The sequence below is a fragment of the Streptomyces avicenniae genome, from assembly GCF_000719135.1.
Taxonomy (GTDB): Bacteria; Actinomycetota; Actinomycetes; order Streptomycetales; family Streptomycetaceae; genus Streptomyces; species Streptomyces avicenniae.
Genome location: NZ_JOEK01000002.1, coordinates 181087 through 199735, shown reverse-complemented (window position 1 = coordinate 199735; position 18649 = coordinate 181087). Strand labels below are relative to the sequence as shown.

The following is an 18649-nucleotide window of genomic DNA, read 5'->3' as shown; positions in this document are numbered from 1 at the left end:
GCTGGGCCACTCTACCGGCCGGGACAGCCCGCGTCAGTGGCCCGAGCCCTCTCCCGGTGTTCCCGGCGGGGCCGCGGTGACGATCTCGGTGAGCACACCGTGACAGTCCTTGGGGTGGAGGAAGGTGATGCGCGAGTCCATCGTCCCTGGGCGCGGCCGGTCGTAGAGGACGCGGACGCCCTTCGCGCGGATCGCCTCGGAGTCGCCCTCCACGTCGGCGGTGCCGAACGCGATGTGGTGCACGCCCTCGCCGTTCTTGGCCAGCCACCTGCCCACGGGGGAGTCCGCGCGGGTCGGCTCCAGCAGCTGCACGTAGGTGGCGCCGCCGTCGTCGGTGCCGTTGATGCGGAGCATGGCCTCGCGGACGCCCTGCTCCTCGTTGGTCTCGGCGTGCAGGACCTCGAAGCCGTAGGTGGCGCGGTAGAACTCGGCGGTCGCGTCCAGGTCGTGACAGGCGATCCCGATGTGATCGATTCGTGTCAACATCTCACCAGTGCACCGTCCTTGGCGGTCTCCCGCAACGTGCGCGGCGTCACAGGTGCGCCCGGACGGCCGTCCGTGTCACGCTCGGTACATTGACGTGAACCCGCGTTCACTCCCGAGATCCGCCGAGGAGTTTCCATGAGCACCACACCGGCCGACCGCAGGACCTCCGTCATCGTCGCCGGGGCGAGGACGCCGATGGGCCGGCTGCTCGGCTCCCTGAAGCGCTTCTCGGCGGCCGAGCTGGGCGGCTTCGCCATCGCCGCCGCGCTGGAGCGGTCAGGGGTCGCGGGCGACGACGTGGACTACGTGATCATGGGCCAGGTGCTCCAGGCGGGGGCCGGGCAGATCCCGGCGCGCCAGGCCGCCGTACGCGCCGGGATCCCGATGCGCGTCCCGGCGCTCACCGTCAACAAGGTGTGCCTCTCCGGCCTCGACGCCATCGCCCTGGCCGACCAGCTGATCCGCGCGGGCGAGTTCGAGACGGTCGTCGCGGGCGGCCAGGAGTCCATGACGAACGCCCCGCACCTGCTGCCCAAGGCGCGCGAGGGGCACAAGTACGGCGCCATGGAGCTGCTGGACTCCCTGGCGCACGACGGGCTCACCGACGCGTTCGACAACATCGCCATGGGCGCGTCCACCGAGCACCACAACGGCAGGCTCGGCATCACGCGCGCGGAGCAGGACGCCGTCGCGGCGGCCTCGCACCGGCGTGCGGCCGAGGCGCGGAAGAACGGTCTGTTCGACGCGGAGATCGTGCCGGTCGCCGTGCCGCAGCGCGGGGGCGAGCCCGTCCTCTTCGCGCAGGACGAGGGCATCAGGCCGGAGACCACCGAGGAGTCCCTGGCCCGGCTGCGGCCCGCGTTCAGCCCCGAGGGGACGATCACGGCGGGCTCGTCGTCGCAGATCTCGGACGGCGCGGCGGCGGTCGTCGTCATGGCGCGGGAGCGGGCGGAACGACTCGGGCTGCGGTGGATCGCCGAGATCGGCGCGCACGGCAACGTCGCGGGCCCGGACAACTCGCTCCAGTCCCAGCCGTCGGGCGCCATCAGGGCGGCGCTGGCGCGGGAGGGCCTGACCGTGGACGACCTCGACCTCGTCGAGATCAACGAGGCGTTCGCCGCCGTCGCCGTCCAGTCGATGCGCGACCTCGGCCTCGGGCTCGACCGGGTCAACGTCAACGGGGGCGCCATCGCGCTCGGTCACCCGATCGGGATGTCAGGGGCGCGGCTGGCCCTGCACCTGGCGCACGAGCTGGGGAGGCGCGGGGGCGGCACCGGCGTCGCGGCCCTGTGCGGCGGCGGCGGGCAGGGCGACGCGCTGATCCTGCGCGCGCCCCGCGCGTGACGGGCCTGGCGCGCGGCACCGGCGTCGCCGAGCTGGTGTCCAGGGCCCGCGACGGGCAGGCGCGGGCCGTCGCCCGGCTGATCACCCTCGTGGAGAACGAGGCGCCGCAGCTGCGCGAGGTCATGGCGCGCCTCGCCCCGCACACCGGGCACGCCTACGTCGTGGGCCTGACGGGCGCGCCGGGCGTCGGGAAGTCAACGACCACGTCCGCGCTGATCACCGCCTACCGGCGGGCCGGGCTGCGCGTCGGGGTGCTGGCCGTGGACCCGTCCTCGCCGTTCTCGGGCGGCGCGCTGCTGGGGGACCGGGTGCGGATGGGCGAGCACGTCACGGACCCCGGCGTGTACATCCGCTCCATGGCGACGCGCGGGCACCTCGGCGGCCTGGCGTGGGCGGCGCCGCAGGCGGTGCGGGTGCTGGACGCGGCGGGGTGCGACGTGGTGCTCGTGGAGACGGTCGGCGTCGGGCAGTCAGAGGTGGACGTCGCGTCGCAGGCGGACACCACCGTCGTGCTCCTCGCGCCGGGGATGGGCGACGGGGTGCAGGCGGCCAAGGCGGGGATCCTGGAGGTCGGGGACGTCTTCGTCGTCAACAAGGCCGACCGCGAGGGCGCCGACGCGACCGTGCGCGAGCTCCAGCACATGCTGGGGCTCGGTGCGCCGCGCGCGCCGGGGGACTGGCGGCCCTCGGTCGTGCGCACGGTCGCGGCGCGGGGCGAGGGCGTGGACGCGATGACGGAGGCGCTGGACAAGCACCGGGAGTGGCTGGCGGGGAACGGCGGCCTTGCGGCCCGCCGTACGCGGCGCGCCGCCCGGGAGATCGAGACGCTGGCCGTCACCGCGCTGCGCCGCCGCATGGCGGACCTGCGCGGGGACCACCGGCTCGCGGCGCTGGCGGAGCGGGTCGCGGCGGGTGCGGCGGACCCGTACGCGGCGGCGGACGAACTGCTGGCGGGGCTGACGGGGGGCGCGGCATAAACGGGGTGCGGGGGCGCGGGCGGCGTCGGTAGGGTCCGCGCTGCCCCACACCCGGTGGGCCGGTGACGGTCCGGCGAAGACAGGAGAGAGACATGCGGCGTTCCCTCGGAGCGGTCGAGCTGCCGAATGACCTCCCCCTGGACTTCGAGGACCCTCTTGCCCATCCCGAACCCTTCCCGCAGGACCCTGAACATCGGGGTGCTCGCCCACGTCGATGCCGGTAAGACCAGCCTGACCGAGCGCCTGCTCTTCGACCACGGCGCCGTCCCCGAGCTGGGGAGCGTGGACGCCGGGAGCACCCGCACCGACAGCGGCGCGCTGGAGCGCGAGCGCGGCATCACGATCCGCGCCTCCGTCGCCGCCTTCACCGCCGCCGGGCGGCAGATCAACCTGGTGGACACCCCGGGCCACCCCGACTTCGTCGCCGAGGTCGAGCGCGCCCTGTCCGTGCTCGACGGGGCGGTGCTCGTGCTGTCGGCCGTCGAGGGTGTGCAGGCGCAGACGCGGGTCCTGATGCGGACGCTGCGGCGCCTGCGGCTCCCCACGCTGCTCTTCGTCAACAAGATCGACCGCCCCGGCGCGCGGTACGACTCGCTGCTCGCCGACGTACGGCGGGTGCTCACCCCGTGCGTCGTCCCCCTGGGCGGGGTGGTGGGCCCTGGGACGCCCGGGGCGCGGGCCGTCCCGCTGCCGCTGGACGCGCGGGCGGCGGAGGCGCTGGCCGAGAACGACGAGCGGCTGCTCGCGGCGCTCGTCGAGGGGCGGACGCCCTCCGGCGCGGAGCTGCGGGAGCGGCTGGCGCGGCAGACGGCGGCCGGGCTGGCGTACCCGCTGTGGTGCGGCTCGGCGCTGACGGGGGAGGGGACGGGCGAACTGGCCGCCGCGATCGGCGCGTTCGTGCCCCCGGCGGCCGGAGGCGGCGAAGGGGACGCGCCGCGTGGCGTGGTGTTCGCCGTCGAGCGGGCGGAGGGGGGCCGGGCCACGGGGCGGAAGGTCGCCTACCTGCGGCTGTTCGCGGGGGAGGTGCGGGACCGGCAGCGGCTGACGTTCCGGCGGCGTGAGCCGGGCGGCGCGGAGGGCGGTTTCGGGGGACGGGTCACCGGGCTCGACGTCGTCGCCGCGCCGGGGAGGGACGCCGGGCGGCGGCTGGTCGCGGGGGACGTCGCGCGGGTGCGGGGGCTGGCCGAGGTGCGGGTCGGCGACCGGCTCGGGGACGGTTCCGGGGGTGCGGGTGGCGGCGCGGGTGGGCCGTCGCACTTCGCGCCGCCCGGCCTGGAGACGGCCGTCCGTGGCCGGGAGCCGGGCGGGGAGGGCCGCCTGTGGGCCGCGCTCACGGCGCTGGCGGACGAGGACCCGCTCATCCAGGTCAGGCGTGCGCCCGACGGGGCGGTGGCGCTGCTGTTGTACGGGGCGGTGCAGCGCGAGGTCATCGGGGAGCGGCTGCGGCGTGACTTCGGCGTGGACGCGGACTTCGGGGAGCCGCGCCCGCTGTACGTGGAGCGGCCGGTCGGCGTGGGGGAGGCGCTGATGGAGATGCGGCGGACGGAGGGGAACGAGTTCTGGGCCACGGTGGGGGTTCGTGTCGAGCCGGGTCCTTACGGGTCCGGCGTGCGGTACGTGCACGACGTCGAGGCCGGGCACGGCCCGCGCGCGTACCACCGCGCGGTGGAGGAGACGGCGCTGCGGGCGCTCGGGCAGGGGGTGCACGGGTGGGCGGTGACCGACTGCGTGCTGACGGTCCACCGGCTCGACTTCCACTCGCCGGACACGGTGACGGCCGACTTCCGCAAGGTCACGCCGATGGCCGTCCTGCGCGCGCTGGCGGACGCGGGCACGCGTGTCCACGAGCCGTGCCAGGCGGTGGAGGTGGAGCTTCCGGCCGATGCGGTGGGGGACGTCGTGGGGCTGCTGGCGGGGCTCGGGGCTGAGGTCGGTGTCGCGGAGCCGCGGGGGGCGGTGTGGGCGGTCGAGGCCGAGATGCCGGTCGGGCCGCTCCAGCGGCTGGTGGGCGCGCTGCCAGGACTGACCGGCGGGCAGGGCGCGTTGTGGACCCGGCCGGGCACGGACCGGCCGGTGCGGGGCACCGCGCCGCGCCGTGCGCGGACGGACGGGAACCCGCTGGACGCGGTCGAGTACCTGCGGTTCCTGTCCGACCGGAGCCTGTCGGCCGGGGCGGGGTGACGGTCACCCGGAAGGGTGGCCGAGTTATCCACAAGGCGGGGGTTGTCCCCAGATTCCAGGACCCCTCTGGTCACTGTCGGTGATCGGTGGGAGCGTCTGGGGCATGAACGCACACAGGCAGCGAACGACGACGCGGCACCGGACCACCGTGGGCCGCAGGAACGCCGGGCGGGGGCCCGGCCGGGGCCACCGTCCTGCGCTGGTCCGCGCCACGGCGCTGCTGCCCGGCAGCCCCGCCGACCGCCGGGCGGTCCCGGTGGTGGAACGGACCGGCCCTCCGCCCGATCCGGTCCCGGTCCCGGCGGTGGACGCGCACGGGCCACCGCCGGAGCCCGGCCGCACGCGGCGGCGTGGGCGGGCCGGTCGCCTGGGCGTGTGGCTGGGCGCGCGCTGCGCCATGGAGGCGCGGACGCTGGCGGCGCTGGCCGTCGTGCTGGCCGCCGCCGTGGCCTTCGCCTGGTACCACTTCGTCGCGGGCCGTCCCGAGACCGTCGCGGTGACGGACGCCCCCGCCGACACCGACCCGTCCGCCGCCGACACCGCCGCTCGGGCAGAGCCCGGCCCCGATCCTGATCCCGGCCCGTCCACCGCTGGCGCCGCCGTACCGGCGGACGGGGGAGCGGTGGTGGTCGATGTGGCGGGCGCGGTGGCCGATCCGGGGATCTACACCCTCCCCGCCGGGTCACGGGTCGCCGACGCGATCGACGCGGCGGGCGGCAGCGAACCCGGCACGGACACCGACGCCCTCAACCGCGCCAGGCTCCTGCTCGACGGCGAACAGATCCTCGTCGGCGCCACGGCGCAGCCCCAGGCGGCGGGCGCGCCCGCGCCGCCGCCAGGAGCCCCGGCCCCCGGCGCCCCCGTCAGCCTGAACTCGGCGACCCCCGAACAGTTGGAGACCCTTCCCGGGATCGGCCCTGTCCTCGCCGGACGCATCGCCGAACACCGGCAGCAGCGGGGCGGCTTCACGTCCGTTGACCAGCTCGGCGACGTCTCGGGCATCGGCGAGCAGCGCATGGCGGAGCTGAGGGACCATGTCACGCTCTGACCGCCCACGCTCCGACCGCGCCGCCAGGGGGCGACCCACCGCACGGCACCCCGTCCACGCCGGGGCCCGGCACCGGCTCGGCGCCGCGCGTCCCGACCAGCGCCTCCCCACCGACCTGCGGCTCGTACCCCCTGCCGTGGCCACCTGGGCAGCCGCCGCCCTCGCCCTCGGACTCCCCGGCCGCACCGCCGGGTTGTGTGCCCTCGGCTGCTGCCTCGCCGCCGGAGCCACCCTCTGCTGCCTCTCCGCACGGTTCCTCCCGCGCCTGCGTGCCACAGCGCGCCCCCTCGCCGTCCCCGTGGCCACGTCGCTGCTGTGCGCGGCAGCCGCCCTCGCCGTCACCGGGCTCCACACCGCAGGGCTCCACCACGGTCTGTGGAACGCCCTGGCAGGGAGCGCCACCGTCGCCGAGGCGACGCTCACCGACGACCCCCGCACCGCGCGCGGCAGCTCGGCCAGACCCGGCGCCCCGCGCCCCGTCCTCATCACCGCCGACGTCCACCACCTCACCCCGCGAGGACAGCCCGGCCTCGCCCTCCACGCGCCCGCGCTGCTCGTCGTCACCACGGACCAGCCCGACGACTGGCTCGCCCTGCGACCGGGCACCCGGCTGCGCCTACGCGCCGAGCCCACCCCTCCGCTCCCCGGCCGCAGCGGCGAACTGGCCGCCGTCCTCCGGGTGGACGGCCACGATCCGCCCGAGGTCACCGCCGACCCCGGCCCCGCCCGACGCCTCGCCGACCGGCTCAGGGAAGGACTGCGCGACGCCACCGCCCCCCTGCCCGGCGACGCGGGAACGCTGCTGCCCGCGCTGGTCATCGGGGACGACTCCCGCGTGGGGGACGACCTCGCCGACGCGGTGCGGGCCACCGGGATGACCCATCTCGTCGTCGCCTCGGGCAGCCAGGTGGCCATCGTCCTGACCGTCCTCCTCGGCGGCCTCGCCACGGCGGCCCGCGCCGAACGCGGCGGCATCGCCGCCCGGTTCGGCCTCTCGCTGCGCACCGGCGCCGTCCTCGGAGGCGTCCTCGTCGCCGGTCTCGTCCTGGTCTGCCGCCCCGATCCGAGCGTGCTGCGCGCCGCGGCCTGCGCCGGGATCGCCCTCCTCGCCCTGGCGACCGGCCGTCACCGCGCGCTGCTGCCCGCGCTCGCCGCCACCGTCCTGATCCTGCTGCTCCACGACCCCACGCTCGGCCGGTCGTTCGGCTTCCTGCTCTCCGCGCTCGCCACCGGGGCGCTCCTCACCCTCGCGCCCCGCTGGTCGGCGGCGCTGGAGCGGCGCGGCATGCCGCGAAGGCCCGCCGACGCGCTCGCGGCGGCAGCCGCCGCCCAGTTGGTGTGCGCGCCCGTCGTCACCGTCTTCACGTCGGGCACCAGCCTCGTCGCCATCCCCTGCAACCTCCTCGCCCACCTCGCCGTCGCCCCGGTCGCCGTTCTCGGCTGGGCCGCCCTCGCCACCGCACCCGTGGCGCCACCGGTCGCCGAGGCCCTGGCCTGGGCGGCGGGCTGGCCCGCGCGGTGGATCGCCACCGTCGCCCGCACCGGCGCCGCCCTGCCGGGGGCCGAGACCGACTGGCCGGGCGGCTGGACCGGCGCCGCCCTGCTCGCGGCCGTCTCCGCCGCGGCCGTCGTCCTCCTGGGCCGCCTCCCGCGCGGACCCTGGCCCGTCCTGCTGTGCGTGCTGGTGCTGCTGCTGGCGGTCCTGCGCCCGGCCCCGCTGAGCAGGCTCCTCACCGGCTGGCCGCCGACCGGCTGGCGCATGGTCGCCTGCGACGTCGGGCAGGGCGACGCCCTGGTCCTGGCCGCAGGGCCGGGCAGCGCGGTGGTCGTGGACGCCGGGCCGGAACCCGCCGCCGTGGACCGCTGCCTGCGCGACCTCGGCGTCCGGCACGTCCCCCTGCTGGTCGTCAGCCACTTCCACGCCGACCATGTGGCGGGGCTGCCAGGGGTGTTGCGTGGCCGCAGTGTCGAAGCCGTGCGTGTCCCGTCCGTGGGCGGTTCCGACGACCAGGCCGCGCAGGCCCGGCGGCTGGCCGCCGAGGCGGGCATCCCGGTCGAGGCCGCCGTCCCCGGTGACCGGCAGCGTGTCGGGTCCGAGCTGAGCTGGGAAGTCCTCTGGCCGCCCGTCGGCGCGGCGGGTCTGGGGGCGAACGACGCCAGCGTCACGCTGCTCGTCCGTGCCGGTGACCTCACCGTCCTGTTGCCAGGCGACCTCGAACCCCTCGCGCAGGAGCGGCTGTTGGCCGCGCATCCGGACCTGCCGCGCGCCGACGTGCTCAAGGTCGCGCACCACGGCTCGGCGCACCAGCACGGCCCGCTCCTCGACCGGCTGCGTCCCCGGCTCGCCCTGGTGTCCTGCGGCGAGGACAACGGATACGGCCACCCGGCGCCCCTGACCCTGCGCCGCCTCGCCGACCTCGGCACGGTGACGCTGCGGACCGATCTGCACGGCGACCTCGCCGTCACCGCCGGGCCGTCGGGCCCGGTCGGCGTGACACGGGAGGCAGCCCCATGATCCGGGCACCTCCCGCGCCGACCACCGACCCGCTGGGGCCGCGCGTTCCCGGGCCGTGCGGCCCGCGCGCCGGTGCGGGGTGACGTCGGCCCGACGGACTCGGCTCGTGACCAGGACCCGGGTGTCCCTTCGTGCACTCGTCGTCGGCGACCGTCATGCCGTGGACCCCTTCGGCAGCCCCGAGGAGGAGACGCGCGGCCACGTCCACGGCGCGGTGCACGCCCGGTCGCGGTCACCACGGGCGGGATTCGTCAGGGCGGCCCGCCTCGACGGCGAACGCGTCGGCATCGGCGAGCGGGACGTCCGGAGCGCGGCCCACCACCAGGGCGAGGTCTCGTACCTCGCGCACCTCCGGGTGCAGGGTCGTCGCGTGGGTTTCGTCGTCGGCGCGGAACGTCGCATCGGCCCGGTGGCTGGCCAAGCTCGGCCTGACCTCACGAGGGCCGACACCGGCTCACCGCGCCGCCCCGGGACGGCGGGCGCGACTCCGAGGTCTCCGGCCTCCGCGACCAGGAAGGGGCGCGCCGGCCCCCGGCCTGAACGACCGGGTGTCCGGGGAGCGTGCCCGGCAGCCGCCCTGGTGGCGGACGCCTGCCCGCCCGGGAGCGACGACCTGCCCGGCCGTATCGCCGTGCGCGGGCACGTCGAGGACCGGCGCAGGGGAGGCGGCGCCGGGCCCGCGTGCCCGGCGGGTCAGACGAGCCAGACGCCGTCGCGCATCAGCTCGCGCTCCGGCAGCTCGTTCACCTCGCGCCAGGCCCGCACGGACACCGGCCTGAAGAGGAGGAACGCGTACGCGGGGTCGGCGCGCACGTCCCAGGTGAACTTGCCGACGAACGCCTCGCCCACCGCCGCCGGAAGCTCCCCGGAGGGCACGCTCTCCGCCTCCGCCTCGATCAGCACGACGTCGCGGGTGTGGCCGAGCGAGACGTAGGCCCGGCCGTTGGCGCGGACGTTGCGGGCGGTCGGGTTGGCCGCCCGCGTCGTCATCACCAGGCGCTCGCCGAACCAGACGAACGAGAGCGGCATCAGGTACGGCAGCCCGTCCGCGCCCGCCGTGGACACCCAGGCGTCCACGTCCTGTTCGAGACGGGTCAGCACATCGGCCTTGCGCACCGCGCGGTCACGGGCCGGAGCCTTCTCTTCTCCCATGGCCACCGACGCTAGCGCCGCCCGCCCGGCCGCACATCGGGCGAGGGGCGTAGGGCCCTGGTCCCGGGCGCGTGTGCCCCACCCCGCAGCTCAGCCGCGCTCCAGCCAGCCGTCGTACGCCTCCGCGAGCGCCGCGAGCGCCCCCGGGTCGTGCAGGCCCTCGGGGTCCTCCACGACGACGAGCCACTGCGCGTCCTCCGCGTCGTCCTCACCGGCCAGCGCGTCGCGCAGCGGGCGGGGCTCCTCGGCGAGGCCCAGGAGCCCGGCGGCCTCGGCCGCGACCTCGTCGGCCGCGTCGCGGTCCGGCAGCACCAGTACATGTCGTCCGTCGCTCACCGCACCATTGTCGGCCCGGGGCGCGAGGCGCCCGCGCGGCGGTGTCCGAGGCGCGTGCCATGCTGGCCCCATGCCAGCCAGAGCAGCCCACGCCGACGACCCCCTCGCCCCCTTCACGCTCGCCGTCGGCCAGGAGGAACTGCTGCTCGACCGGGCCGTGGGCGAGGTCGTCGCCGCGGCGCGGGCCGCCGACCCCGACACGGACGTCCGCGACCTGGAGCCCGGCGCCCTCCAGCCGGGCACGCTCGCCGAACTGACCAGCCCCTCCCTGTTCGCCGAGCGGAAGGTCATCGTCGTCCGGCAGGCGCAGGACCTGTCCGCCGACACGGTGAAGGACGTCAAGGGGTATCTCGCCGCGCCCGTCGAGGAGATCACCCTCGTGCTGCTGCACGCGGGCGGCGCCCGGGGCAAGGGCCTGCTGGACGCCGCGCGCAAGGCCGGTGCCCGGGAGGTGGCCTGCCCGAAGATGACCAAGCCGGCGGACCGGCTGGCCTTCGTCCGCGGCGAGTTCAGGGCGGCGGGCCGCAGCGCGAACCCCGGCGCCTGCCAGGCGCTGGTGGACGCCGTCGGCGGCGATCTGCGGGAACTGGCCGCCGCCTGCGCCCAGCTCGCGGCCGACGTCGAGGGCGCGATCGACGAGGCCGTCGTCGGCCGCTACTACACGGGCCGCGCGGAGGCGTCCAGCTTCACCGTCGCCGACCGGGCCGTCGAGGGCCGCGCCGCCGAGGCGCTTGAGGCGCTGCGCTGGGCACTGTCCACCGGTGTGGCGCCCGTGCTGGTCACCAGCGCGCTCGCCCAAGGGGTGCGCTCCATCGGCAGGCTGGCGTCGGCGCCTCCCGGCATGCGTCCGGCGGACCTGGCGCGCGAGCTGAGCATGCCGCCCTGGAAGATCGACCGCGTCAGGCAGCAGATGCGCGGCTGGTCCGCCGACGGCGTCGCCGTCGCGCTGATCGCCGTGGCGGAGGCGGACGCCGCCGTCAAGGGCGGCGGCTATGACCCGGGGTACGCGCTGGAGAAGGCCGTCGTCACCATCGCCCGCGCCGCGCGCTCCCGCTGACGCGGCCCGCGCCGCGACGGCACGCGAAAGCCCCGGCCCCCGCCGGGGAACGGCGGGGCCGGGGCTTTCGCGAAGACACCTCGGTCAGGGTGTCCCTGGTCACTCGGAGCACCGCGTCGGCGTGGCGAACGTCGGGATCAGCGCGGTACGTGACGCGCGGCGGGCGGGAGCGGAGAGAGGGGCCGCTGTGGTCCCGTCCCGGGGACGTCGGCGAGTGACCCGGGGCTCAGCCCTGGAGCGCGTTGACCTGGACGGCCAGCGCCGACTTCTTGTTGGCGGCGTTGTTGCGGTGCAGCACGCCCTTGCTGACGGCCTTGTCCAGCTTGCGCGCGGCGACCTTGCGGGCGGCCTCGGCCTGCTCGTAGTCACCGGCGGCCACGGCCTGGCGGGCACGGCGGACGGCCGTCTTGACCTCGGACTTCACGGCCTGGTTGCGCAGCCGCGCCTTCTCGTTGGTCTTGATGCGCTTGATCTGGGACTTGATGTTCGCCACGAAATGAGCCTTTGCAGGTTCGGATGGGCGCGGCCGGGTCCGGCGCGCCGCTGGGTGTCACGGGTTCTGGTGCTGCTCCGGCGAGGTGGCGGGCCACCGCGCGGTCCGTGCTCGATGCATGTCGCATCCGTGTCGATCCACGTCGCATGCATGTCGATACCGACCGCCTGGTGTCACCGCCAGGTCACCGTGTGCACGCGGCCGGTGAACCGGCGCGCGGGCACGGACCGCCAGCCTACCAGCGGCCCTCACCGGCTCCGAATCCGCAACCGCGGCGGGCGCGTGGGAGCATGGGGTCCATCCATTCTTCCCCAGCCATGACCGACAGGACCCCGCGTGCCCGCGATCACTTCGAACGCGCCGGAGCCCAGCCGTACCGACCCGGCTCTGATCCGCAACTTCTGCATCATCGCGCACATCGACCACGGCAAGTCCACGCTTGCCGACCGGATGCTCCAGCTCACCGGGATCGTCGATCAGCGCCAGATGCGCGCGCAGTACCTCGACCGCATGGACATCGAGCGTGAACGTGGCATCACGATCAAGTCGCAGGCGGTCCGCATGCCGTGGCAGGCCCACGGCGCGGCGCACGTGCTGAACATGATCGACACCCCGGGGCACGTGGACTTCACCTACGAGGTGTCCCGTTCCCTCGCGGCCTGCGAGGGCTGCGTCCTGCTCGTGGACGCCGCCCAGGGCATCGAGGCCCAGACCCTCGCCAACCTCTACCTGGCGATGGAGAACGACCTCACGATCATCCCGGTCCTCAACAAGATCGACCTCCCCGCCGCCCAGCCCGACAAGTTCGCCGCCGAACTCGCGCACCTCATCGGCTGCGAGCCCGAGGACGTCCTGCGCGTCTCGGCGAAGACCGGCGAGGGCGTCGAGGCGCTGCTCGACGAGGTCGTCCGGCAGGTCCCCGCCCCGGTGGGCGACCCGGACGCGCCCGCCCGCGCGATGATCTTCGACTCGGTCTACGACGCCTACCGCGGCGTCGTCACCTACGTGAAGGTCGTGGACGGCTCCCTCGGCAGGCGCGAGCGCATCCAGATGATGTCCTCCGGCGCCACGCACGAACTGCTGGAGATCGGCGTCACCTCGCCCGAGATGACCGCGGCCGACGGCCTCGCGGTCGGCGAGGTCGGCTACCTGATCACCGGCGTCAAGGACGTGCGCCAGTCCAAGGTCGGCGACACGATCACGCGGCAGCGCGGCGGCGCCACCGAGGCGCTCGGCGGCTACAAGGACCCGCGCCCCATGGTGTTCTCGGGCCTGTACCCCATCGACGGCTCCGACTACCCGAACCTGCGCGACGCCCTGGAGAAGCTCCAGCTCAACGACGCCGCGCTCGTCTACGAGCCCGAGACGTCCGCCGCCCTCGGCTTCGGCTTCCGCGTCGGCTTCCTCGGCCTGCTGCACCTGGAGGTCATCCGGGAGCGCCTGGAGCGCGAGTTCAACCTCGACCTGATCGCCACCGCCCCCAACGTGGTCTACCAGGTCACCATGGAGGACGGCAGCGAGCACACGGTCACCAACCCGAGCGAGTACCCCGGCGGGAAGATCGCCGAGGTCAGCGAGCCCGTCGTCCGCGCGACGCTGATCGCGCCCAGCGAGTACATCGGCGCGATCATGGAGCTGTGCCAGACCAGGCGCGGCACCATGAAGGGCATGGACTACCTGTCCGAGGACCGCGTCGAACTGCGCTACACGCTGCCGCTGGCCGAGATCGTCTTCGACTTCTTCGACGCCCTGAAGTCCAAGACCCGCGGCTACGCCTCGCTCGACTACGAGCCCATCGGCGAGCAGGCCGCCGCCCTCGTCAAGGTGGACATCCTGCTGCACGGCGACAAGGTGGACGCCTTCTCCGCCATCGTCCACAAGGACAAGGCGTACGCGTACGGCGTGCGGATGGCCGCGAAGCTGCGCGAACTCATCCCGCGGCAGCAGTTCGAGGTCCCGATCCAGGCCGCCATCGGCTCCCGCGTGATCGCCCGCGAGACGGTCCGCGCCATGCGCAAGGACGTCCTGTCCAAGTGCTACGGCGGCGACATCTCCCGTAAGCGCAAGCTGCTGGAGAAGCAGAAGGAGGGCAAGAAGCGGATGAAGATGGTGGGGCGCGTCGAGGTGCCGCAGGAAGCCTTCATCGTCGCCCTGTCGTCGGATTCCGAGAGCGCCGAGGGGAAGAACAAGAAATGACACCCCTTACGCGCGGGGGCCGTGGCCTCTAGTCTGAGCGCCACCCGGAAGTTACCGATTAGTCACCCCCGTTGCAGCGCGGCACCCGGAGGAAGTCGTGACCGACAGGCAGCAGCAGCTGACCCAGAACCGCCCGCCATCCGTGGCGCATCTCTTCCTGGAGCGCGTCGCCGCGACCCCCGACCGTGAGGCGCTGCGCTACCCGGTGCCCCCGCAGGCCGACGGCACCGGCGGCTGGGAGGGCTACACCTGGGCCGAGACGGCGGCCCGTGTCTTCGCGATCGCCGCCGGTCTGATGGACCTGGGCGTACGGCCGCAGGAGCGCGTGGCCGTCGCCTCGGCGACGCGCGTGGACTGGATCCTGGCCGACCTCGGCATCATGTGCGCGGGCGCCGCCACGACCACGGTCTACGCGCAGACCAACGCCGACGAGACGGCGTACATCCTCGCCGACTCGGGCAGCAGGGTGCTGATCGCCGAGGACGCCGCGCAGCTCGCCAAGGTGCGGGAGCGCCGCGCCGACCTGCCCGACCTCGCGCACGTCGTCGTCATCGAGGCGGCCGACGCCGTTCCGGCCGAGGGCGACCCGGAGGGCTGGGTCCTCTCCCTCGCCGACCTCGCCGAGCGCGGCGCCGCCTACCTGGAGCGCAAGCCCGACTGCGTCCAGGACACCGTCGGCGCGCTGCTCCCGGGACAGCTCGCCACGCTGATCTACACCTCGGGCACGACCGGGCGGCCCAAGGGCGTGCGGCTGAGCCAGGACACCTGGTCGTACATGGGCCACACCATCGAGGCCATCGACCTGCTGCGCCCCGACGACGTGCAGTACCTGTGGCTGCCGCTCGCGCACGTCTTCGGCAAGGTGCTGCTGTCCGCGCACATCAAGATCGGCCACGTCATGGTCGTGGACGGCCGCGTGGACGAGATCGTCGCGAACCTCCCGGCCGTCAGGCCGACCGTGATGTGCGGTGTGCCGCGGATCTTCGAGAAGGTCCACAACGGCGCCGCCATGCGCGCCCACGCCGGTGGCGGGGCGCGCGGCCGGATCTTCGACTGGGCCTCTGCGACGGCCAAGGAGTACTCCCGCGTCTCGCAGGACACCTTCCGCCGCACGGGCCGCGCGTCCGTCCCCGCGGGGCTGCGCGTCAAGCACGCGCTCGCCGACCGGCTCGTCTACACGAAGCTGCGCGAGGCGTTCGGCGGCCGGATGCGCGCCTGCGTCTCGGGGTCGGCCGCCCTCACCCCGGAGATCGGGCACTTCTTCAACGGCGCGGGCATCCCCGTCCTGGAGGGCTACGGCCTCACCGAGACGGCCGCCGCCAGCTTCCTGAACCCGCTGACCGCCAACCGCGTCGGCACCGTCGGCAAGCCCTTCCCCGGGCTTGAGGCGAAGGTCGCGGAGGACGGCGAGCTGCTGCTGCGCGGCCCCGGCATCATGCAGGGCTACCACGGCATGCCCGAGCAGACGGCCGAGGTGCTGGACGCCGACGGCTGGTTCCGCACCGGCGACATCGGCGAGCTGTCCGACGACGGCTACCTGCGGATCACCGACCGCAAGAAGGACCTCTTCAAGACCTCGGGCGGCAAGTACGTCGCGCCGACCGAGATCGAGGGCCGCTTCAAGGCGGTGTGTCCCTACGTCTCGGCGATGATGGTCGTCGGCCACGGCCGCAAGTTCTGCTCGGCCCTCATCGCGCTGGACGAGGTGTCGCTGCTGGCCTGGGCGAAGGACAACGGCGTGCCGGGCGACTACGCGCAGATCGTCGCCGACGAGCGCACCGTCGCCCTGGTGGACGGCTACCTCCAGGAGCTGAACGCGGGCCTCCAGCGCTGGCAGACGGTCAAGCGCTTCCGGCTGCTGCCGCGCGAGCTGGACGTCGAGCACGGCGACCTCACGCCGAGCCTGAAGCTGAAGCGCCCGGTCGTGGAGCGCGAGTTCCACTCCCTCGTCGAGGAGATGTACCCGGACGCCTGACGGGGTGACGCGGGGCTGGGCGGCTGAGGCTCTGGCTCAGTCCACCAGGTCCCGCGTCACCGCGTCCGCCAGCAGCCGTCCGCGCAGTGTCAGGGCCGCGCGGCCCGCGGCGTACGCGTCCGGCCGCAGCAGCCCCGAGCGCAGCGCCTCGTCGGCGGCGGCGCGCCCCGCCGGGGCGAGGACGGACAGGGGCACGCCCTCGCGCAGCCGCAGCTCCAGCAGGACGCGCTCCACGCGCCGGTCCTCGTCCGCCAGCAGCTCGCGCCCCGCCCCCGGCGAGCGTCCCTCGGCGAGGGCCTGCGCGTACGCGCCGGGGTGCTTCACGTTCCACCAGCGGACGCCGCCGACGTGGCTGTGCGCGCCGGGACCTGCGCCCCACCAGTCGGCGCCCGTCCAGTACAGCTCGTTGTGGCGGCAGCGGTCGGCGGGGGACGCGGCCCAGTTCGAGATCTCGTACCAGCCGAGCCCGGCCGCCGTCAGCGTCTCCTCCGCGATCAGGTACCGGTCGGCGTGCACGTCGTCGTCGGTCATCGGCACCTCGCCGCGCCGCACGCGCCCGGCGAGGCGGGTGCCGTCCTCGACGATCAGGGAGTACGCCGAGACGTGGTCGGGCCCGGCCGACAGCGCGGCGTCCAGCGAGGCGCGCCAGTCGTCGTCCGTCTCGCCGGGGGTGCCGTAGATCAGGTCGAGGCTGACGTGGTCGAACCCGGCCGCGCGCGCCTCGGCGACGCGCCGCTCGGGGCTGCCGGGGGTGTGCGTGCGCTCCAGGACGGCGAGGACGTGCGGCCTGGCGCTCTGCATGCCGAACGAGACGCGCGTGAACCCCGACTCGCGCAGCGCGGCGAGCGAGGCGGCGTCCACCGAGTCGGGGTTCGCCTCCGTCGTCACCTCGGCGTCGGCGGCGAGGCCGAACTCGTCGCGCACGGCCGCCAGCATCCGCCCGAGGTCGCCCGGCGGCAGCAGCGTCGGGGTGCCGCCGCCGACGAAGACCGTGGACACCTCGCGCGGGTCGTCCCCGAGGACCTTGCGCGCCAGCCTGATCTCCTCGGTCAGGACGTCCGCGTAGTTCTCGCGCGACGCGAGGGCGCCGCCGGAGCCGCGCAGCTCACCGGCCGTGTAGGTGTTGAAGTCGCAGTAGCCGCAGCGCGTCGCGCAGTACGGGACGTGCAGGTAGAACGCCAGGGGGCGGCTCGCGGCACCGGCCGTCGCCGACGCGGGGAGGGCGCCGTCCTCGGGGACCGGCTCGCCGTCGGGGAGGGTGGAGGGCATGGGGTCGATTGTCCCTCAGCGCCGGTGGCCGCCGCGGTCAGCCGTTCGGCCCGCCGACCGTCACGTGGTCGATGAGGTGCTCGACGGGGCCGAGCAGCGCCGGGTCCAGGTCGCGGTAGCTGCGGACGCTCCCGAGGATGCGCTGCCAGGCCGCGCCCGTGTTCTCCGGCCAGCCGAGGCGGCGGCAGACGCCCGTCTTCCAGTCCTGCCCGCGCGGCACGTCAGGCCAGGCGGCGATGCCGACGGACGCGGGTTTGACCGCCGCCCAGACGTCGATGAACGGATGCCCGACCACGAGGACGTGCGCGCCGGTCACCGACGCGGCGATCCTGGACTCCTTCGACCCGGGCACCAGGTGGTCCACCAGCACGCCGAGCCGCGCGTCGGGCCCCGGCGCGAACTCCGCGACGACGGCGGGCAGGTCGTCCACGCCCTCCAGGTACTCCACGACGACGCCCTCGATCCGCAGGTCGTCGCCCCAGACCTTCTCGACCAGCTCGGCGTCGTGCCGCCCCTCCACGTAGATCCGCCCCGCGCGGGCCACGCGGGCGCGCGCCCCCGGGACGGCCACGGAGCCGGAGGCGGTGCGCCCCTGACCCGCCGGGGCCGCCGGGGCGCGGCGCGTGGGCCGGGTCAGCGTCACGGGGCGGCCGTCGATGAGGAAGCCGCGCGGCTCCAGCGGGAAGACCCGCAGCGCGCCGAAACGGTCCTCCAGCGTGACGGTGGGCCCCTGCGCCGTCCGCTCGCAGCGGACGACGGCGCCGCAGAAGCCCGTCACGGCCTCCTCGACCACGAGCCCGTCGTCGGCGGGCACCTCGGGGGCCGGCGCGCTCCGCTTCCAGGGCGGCGTCAGGTCGGGTCCGTACTCTCGGCTGCGCATGGCCTCATTCGATCACGCGGCCCCGGCGCGCGGGGTCAGTCCGCCGACGCCCCGAACCGCGCGTGCAGCGCGTCGCGCTGGGCCCGGACGAAGGCCGCGTCCACCAGCGCGCCGTGGCCGGGGACGTAGACGGCGTCGGGCCCGCCCAGCTCCAGCAGCCGGTCCAGGGCGGTGGGCCAGCGCGCGGGCCGCGCGTCAGGTCCCGCCTGGGGCTCGCCCGACTCCTCCACCAGGTCGCCGCAGAACACCACGGGCACGGGGCCAGGCACGACGACGGCGACGTCGTGCGACGAGTGCGCCGCCCCGAGGTCCACGAGCAGCACGCGCCGCCCGCCGCCGAGGTCCAGCTCCACGTCCGTGCCGTCCAGCACGTGCCAGCGCACGCCGGGCAGCAGCGCCGCGCCCTGTTCCGCCTCGGCGGGCGGCAGCCCCTGGTGCACGGCGTCCTGCGCCGCCTCCCGCCCGTCGTGCCGTGGCCCGTACGCCGCCGCTCCCGGGAACGCGCCCGCGCCCAGCAGGTGGTCGAAGTGCGGATGCGTCACGACCAGCCAGGTCACCGGCGCGCCCAGCAGCGCGCCCGCCTCCCGCCCGACCTCCTCCGCGACGGCGGGCGAGGGGCCCGTGTCCACGAGCAGGAGACCGCCGTCACCCGCGACCGCGCCGACCGTTTCGTCCCAGCCCGGCAGGCGGCGGCGGATCACGCCGCCCGTCACCTCTTCCCAAGTGCTCATGGACCTGGG

At 75.2% G+C, this 18649-nt stretch carries 16 protein-coding genes; 8 read left to right on the top strand and 8 right to left on the bottom strand.

What is annotated here, in order from left to right; translation table 11 throughout:
- Positions 1 to 33: 33 nt before the first annotated feature.
- On the bottom strand, positions 34 to 486 hold the full coding sequence (mce, locus tag IF27_RS04920) for a methylmalonyl-CoA epimerase (protein WP_052848089.1): 453 nt from the start codon (positions 484 to 486) through the stop codon (positions 34 to 36).
- Positions 487 to 621: 135 nt separating this feature from the next.
- Between mce and IF27_RS04915 the strand changes: the two genes are divergently transcribed.
- The 5 genes from IF27_RS04915 to IF27_RS04895 all read left to right on the top strand — a co-directional run bounded on the left by IF27_RS04915 (position 622) and on the right by IF27_RS04895 (position 8551).
- Entirely contained in the window at positions 622 to 1830 is a 1209-nt protein-coding gene (locus IF27_RS04915) for an acetyl-CoA C-acetyltransferase (protein WP_052848088.1), read from the top strand.
- A gap of 5 nt (positions 1831 to 1835) precedes the next feature.
- A complete protein-coding gene (meaB, locus tag IF27_RS04910) occupies positions 1836 to 2807 on the top strand; it encodes a methylmalonyl Co-A mutase-associated GTPase MeaB (protein ID WP_052848420.1) in 972 nt (323 codons plus the stop codon).
- 126 nt (positions 2808 to 2933) lie between these two features.
- On the top strand, positions 2934 to 4988 hold the full coding sequence (locus IF27_RS04905; RefSeq protein ID WP_052848087.1) for a GTP-binding protein: 2055 nt from the start codon (positions 2934 to 2936) through the stop codon (positions 4986 to 4988).
- Positions 4989 to 5091: 103 nt separating this feature from the next.
- Positions 5092 to 6036 carry a ComEA family DNA-binding protein gene (locus IF27_RS04900; RefSeq protein WP_223290919.1) on the top strand — a complete coding sequence of 315 codons (945 nt, stop codon included), beginning with the start codon at positions 5092 to 5094 and terminating at the stop codon, positions 6034 to 6036.
- On the top strand, positions 6023 to 8551 hold the full coding sequence (locus tag IF27_RS04895; RefSeq protein ID WP_052848086.1) for a ComEC/Rec2 family competence protein: 2529 nt from the start codon (positions 6023 to 6025) through the stop codon (positions 8549 to 8551). The genes IF27_RS04900 and IF27_RS04895 overlap by 14 nt, the downstream gene beginning before the upstream one ends.
- A gap of 232 nt (positions 8552 to 8783) precedes the next feature.
- On the opposite strand, the gene IF27_RS04890 is transcribed toward IF27_RS04895, so the two are convergent.
- The 3 genes from IF27_RS04890 to IF27_RS04880 form a co-directional block, all read right to left on the bottom strand.
- Positions 8784 to 8972: a hypothetical protein gene (locus IF27_RS04890; RefSeq protein ID WP_052848085.1), complete on the bottom strand. Its 189-nt coding sequence runs from the start codon at positions 8970 to 8972 to the stop codon at positions 8784 to 8786.
- Positions 8973 to 9244: 272 nt separating this feature from the next.
- The gene (locus IF27_RS04885; RefSeq protein WP_052848084.1) at positions 9245 to 9703 is read right to left on the bottom strand and encodes a pyridoxamine 5'-phosphate oxidase family protein; all 459 of its coding nucleotides are present in this window, start codon (positions 9701 to 9703) and stop codon (positions 9245 to 9247) included.
- A 90-nt stretch (positions 9704 to 9793) separates the two neighbouring features.
- A complete protein-coding gene (locus tag IF27_RS04880) occupies positions 9794 to 10039 on the bottom strand; it encodes a hypothetical protein (protein ID WP_052848083.1) in 246 nt (81 codons plus the stop codon).
- Between the two features lie 70 nt (positions 10040 to 10109).
- Between IF27_RS04880 and holA the strand changes: the two genes are divergently transcribed.
- On the top strand, positions 10110 to 11096 hold the full coding sequence (gene holA, locus IF27_RS04875; RefSeq protein ID WP_052848082.1) for a DNA polymerase III subunit delta: 987 nt from the start codon (positions 10110 to 10112) through the stop codon (positions 11094 to 11096).
- A gap of 226 nt (positions 11097 to 11322) precedes the next feature.
- Here the strand turns inward: holA and rpsT are convergent, their stop codons facing one another.
- Positions 11323 to 11589: a 30S ribosomal protein S20 gene (gene rpsT, locus IF27_RS04870; protein ID WP_052848081.1), complete on the bottom strand. Its 267-nt coding sequence runs from the start codon at positions 11587 to 11589 to the stop codon at positions 11323 to 11325.
- Positions 11590 to 11925: 336 nt separating this feature from the next.
- Here rpsT and lepA point away from each other — a divergent pair, with 336 nt between their 5' ends.
- Both lepA and IF27_RS04860 read left to right on the top strand, forming a co-directional pair.
- Positions 11926 to 13785, top strand: coding sequence for a translation elongation factor 4 (lepA, locus tag IF27_RS04865; RefSeq protein ID WP_052848080.1), 1860 nt, complete (start codon positions 11926 to 11928; stop codon positions 13783 to 13785).
- A 97-nt stretch (positions 13786 to 13882) separates the two neighbouring features.
- Complete coding sequence (locus IF27_RS04860) at positions 13883 to 15760, top strand: AMP-dependent synthetase/ligase (protein WP_052848079.1); 1878 nt, start codon at positions 13883 to 13885, stop codon at positions 15758 to 15760.
- 36 nt (positions 15761 to 15796) lie between these two features.
- Here the strand turns inward: IF27_RS04860 and hemW are convergent, their stop codons facing one another.
- From hemW to IF27_RS04845, 3 genes are read right to left on the bottom strand one after another with little or no spacing between them, the layout of a single operon-like run.
- On the bottom strand, positions 15797 to 17029 hold the full coding sequence (gene hemW / locus IF27_RS04855) for a radical SAM family heme chaperone HemW (RefSeq protein ID WP_052848078.1): 1233 nt from the start codon (positions 17027 to 17029) through the stop codon (positions 15797 to 15799).
- A gap of 37 nt (positions 17030 to 17066) precedes the next feature.
- Positions 17067 to 17909, bottom strand: a complete 843-nt coding sequence (locus IF27_RS04850; RefSeq protein WP_052848077.1) for a DUF3097 domain-containing protein — start codon at positions 17907 to 17909, stop codon at positions 17067 to 17069.
- A gap of 35 nt (positions 17910 to 17944) precedes the next feature.
- Positions 17945 to 18640 carry an MBL fold metallo-hydrolase gene (locus IF27_RS04845; protein ID WP_052848076.1) on the bottom strand — a complete coding sequence of 232 codons (696 nt, stop codon included), beginning with the start codon at positions 18638 to 18640 and terminating at the stop codon, positions 17945 to 17947.
- Between the last annotated feature and the right edge of the window lie 9 nt (positions 18641 to 18649).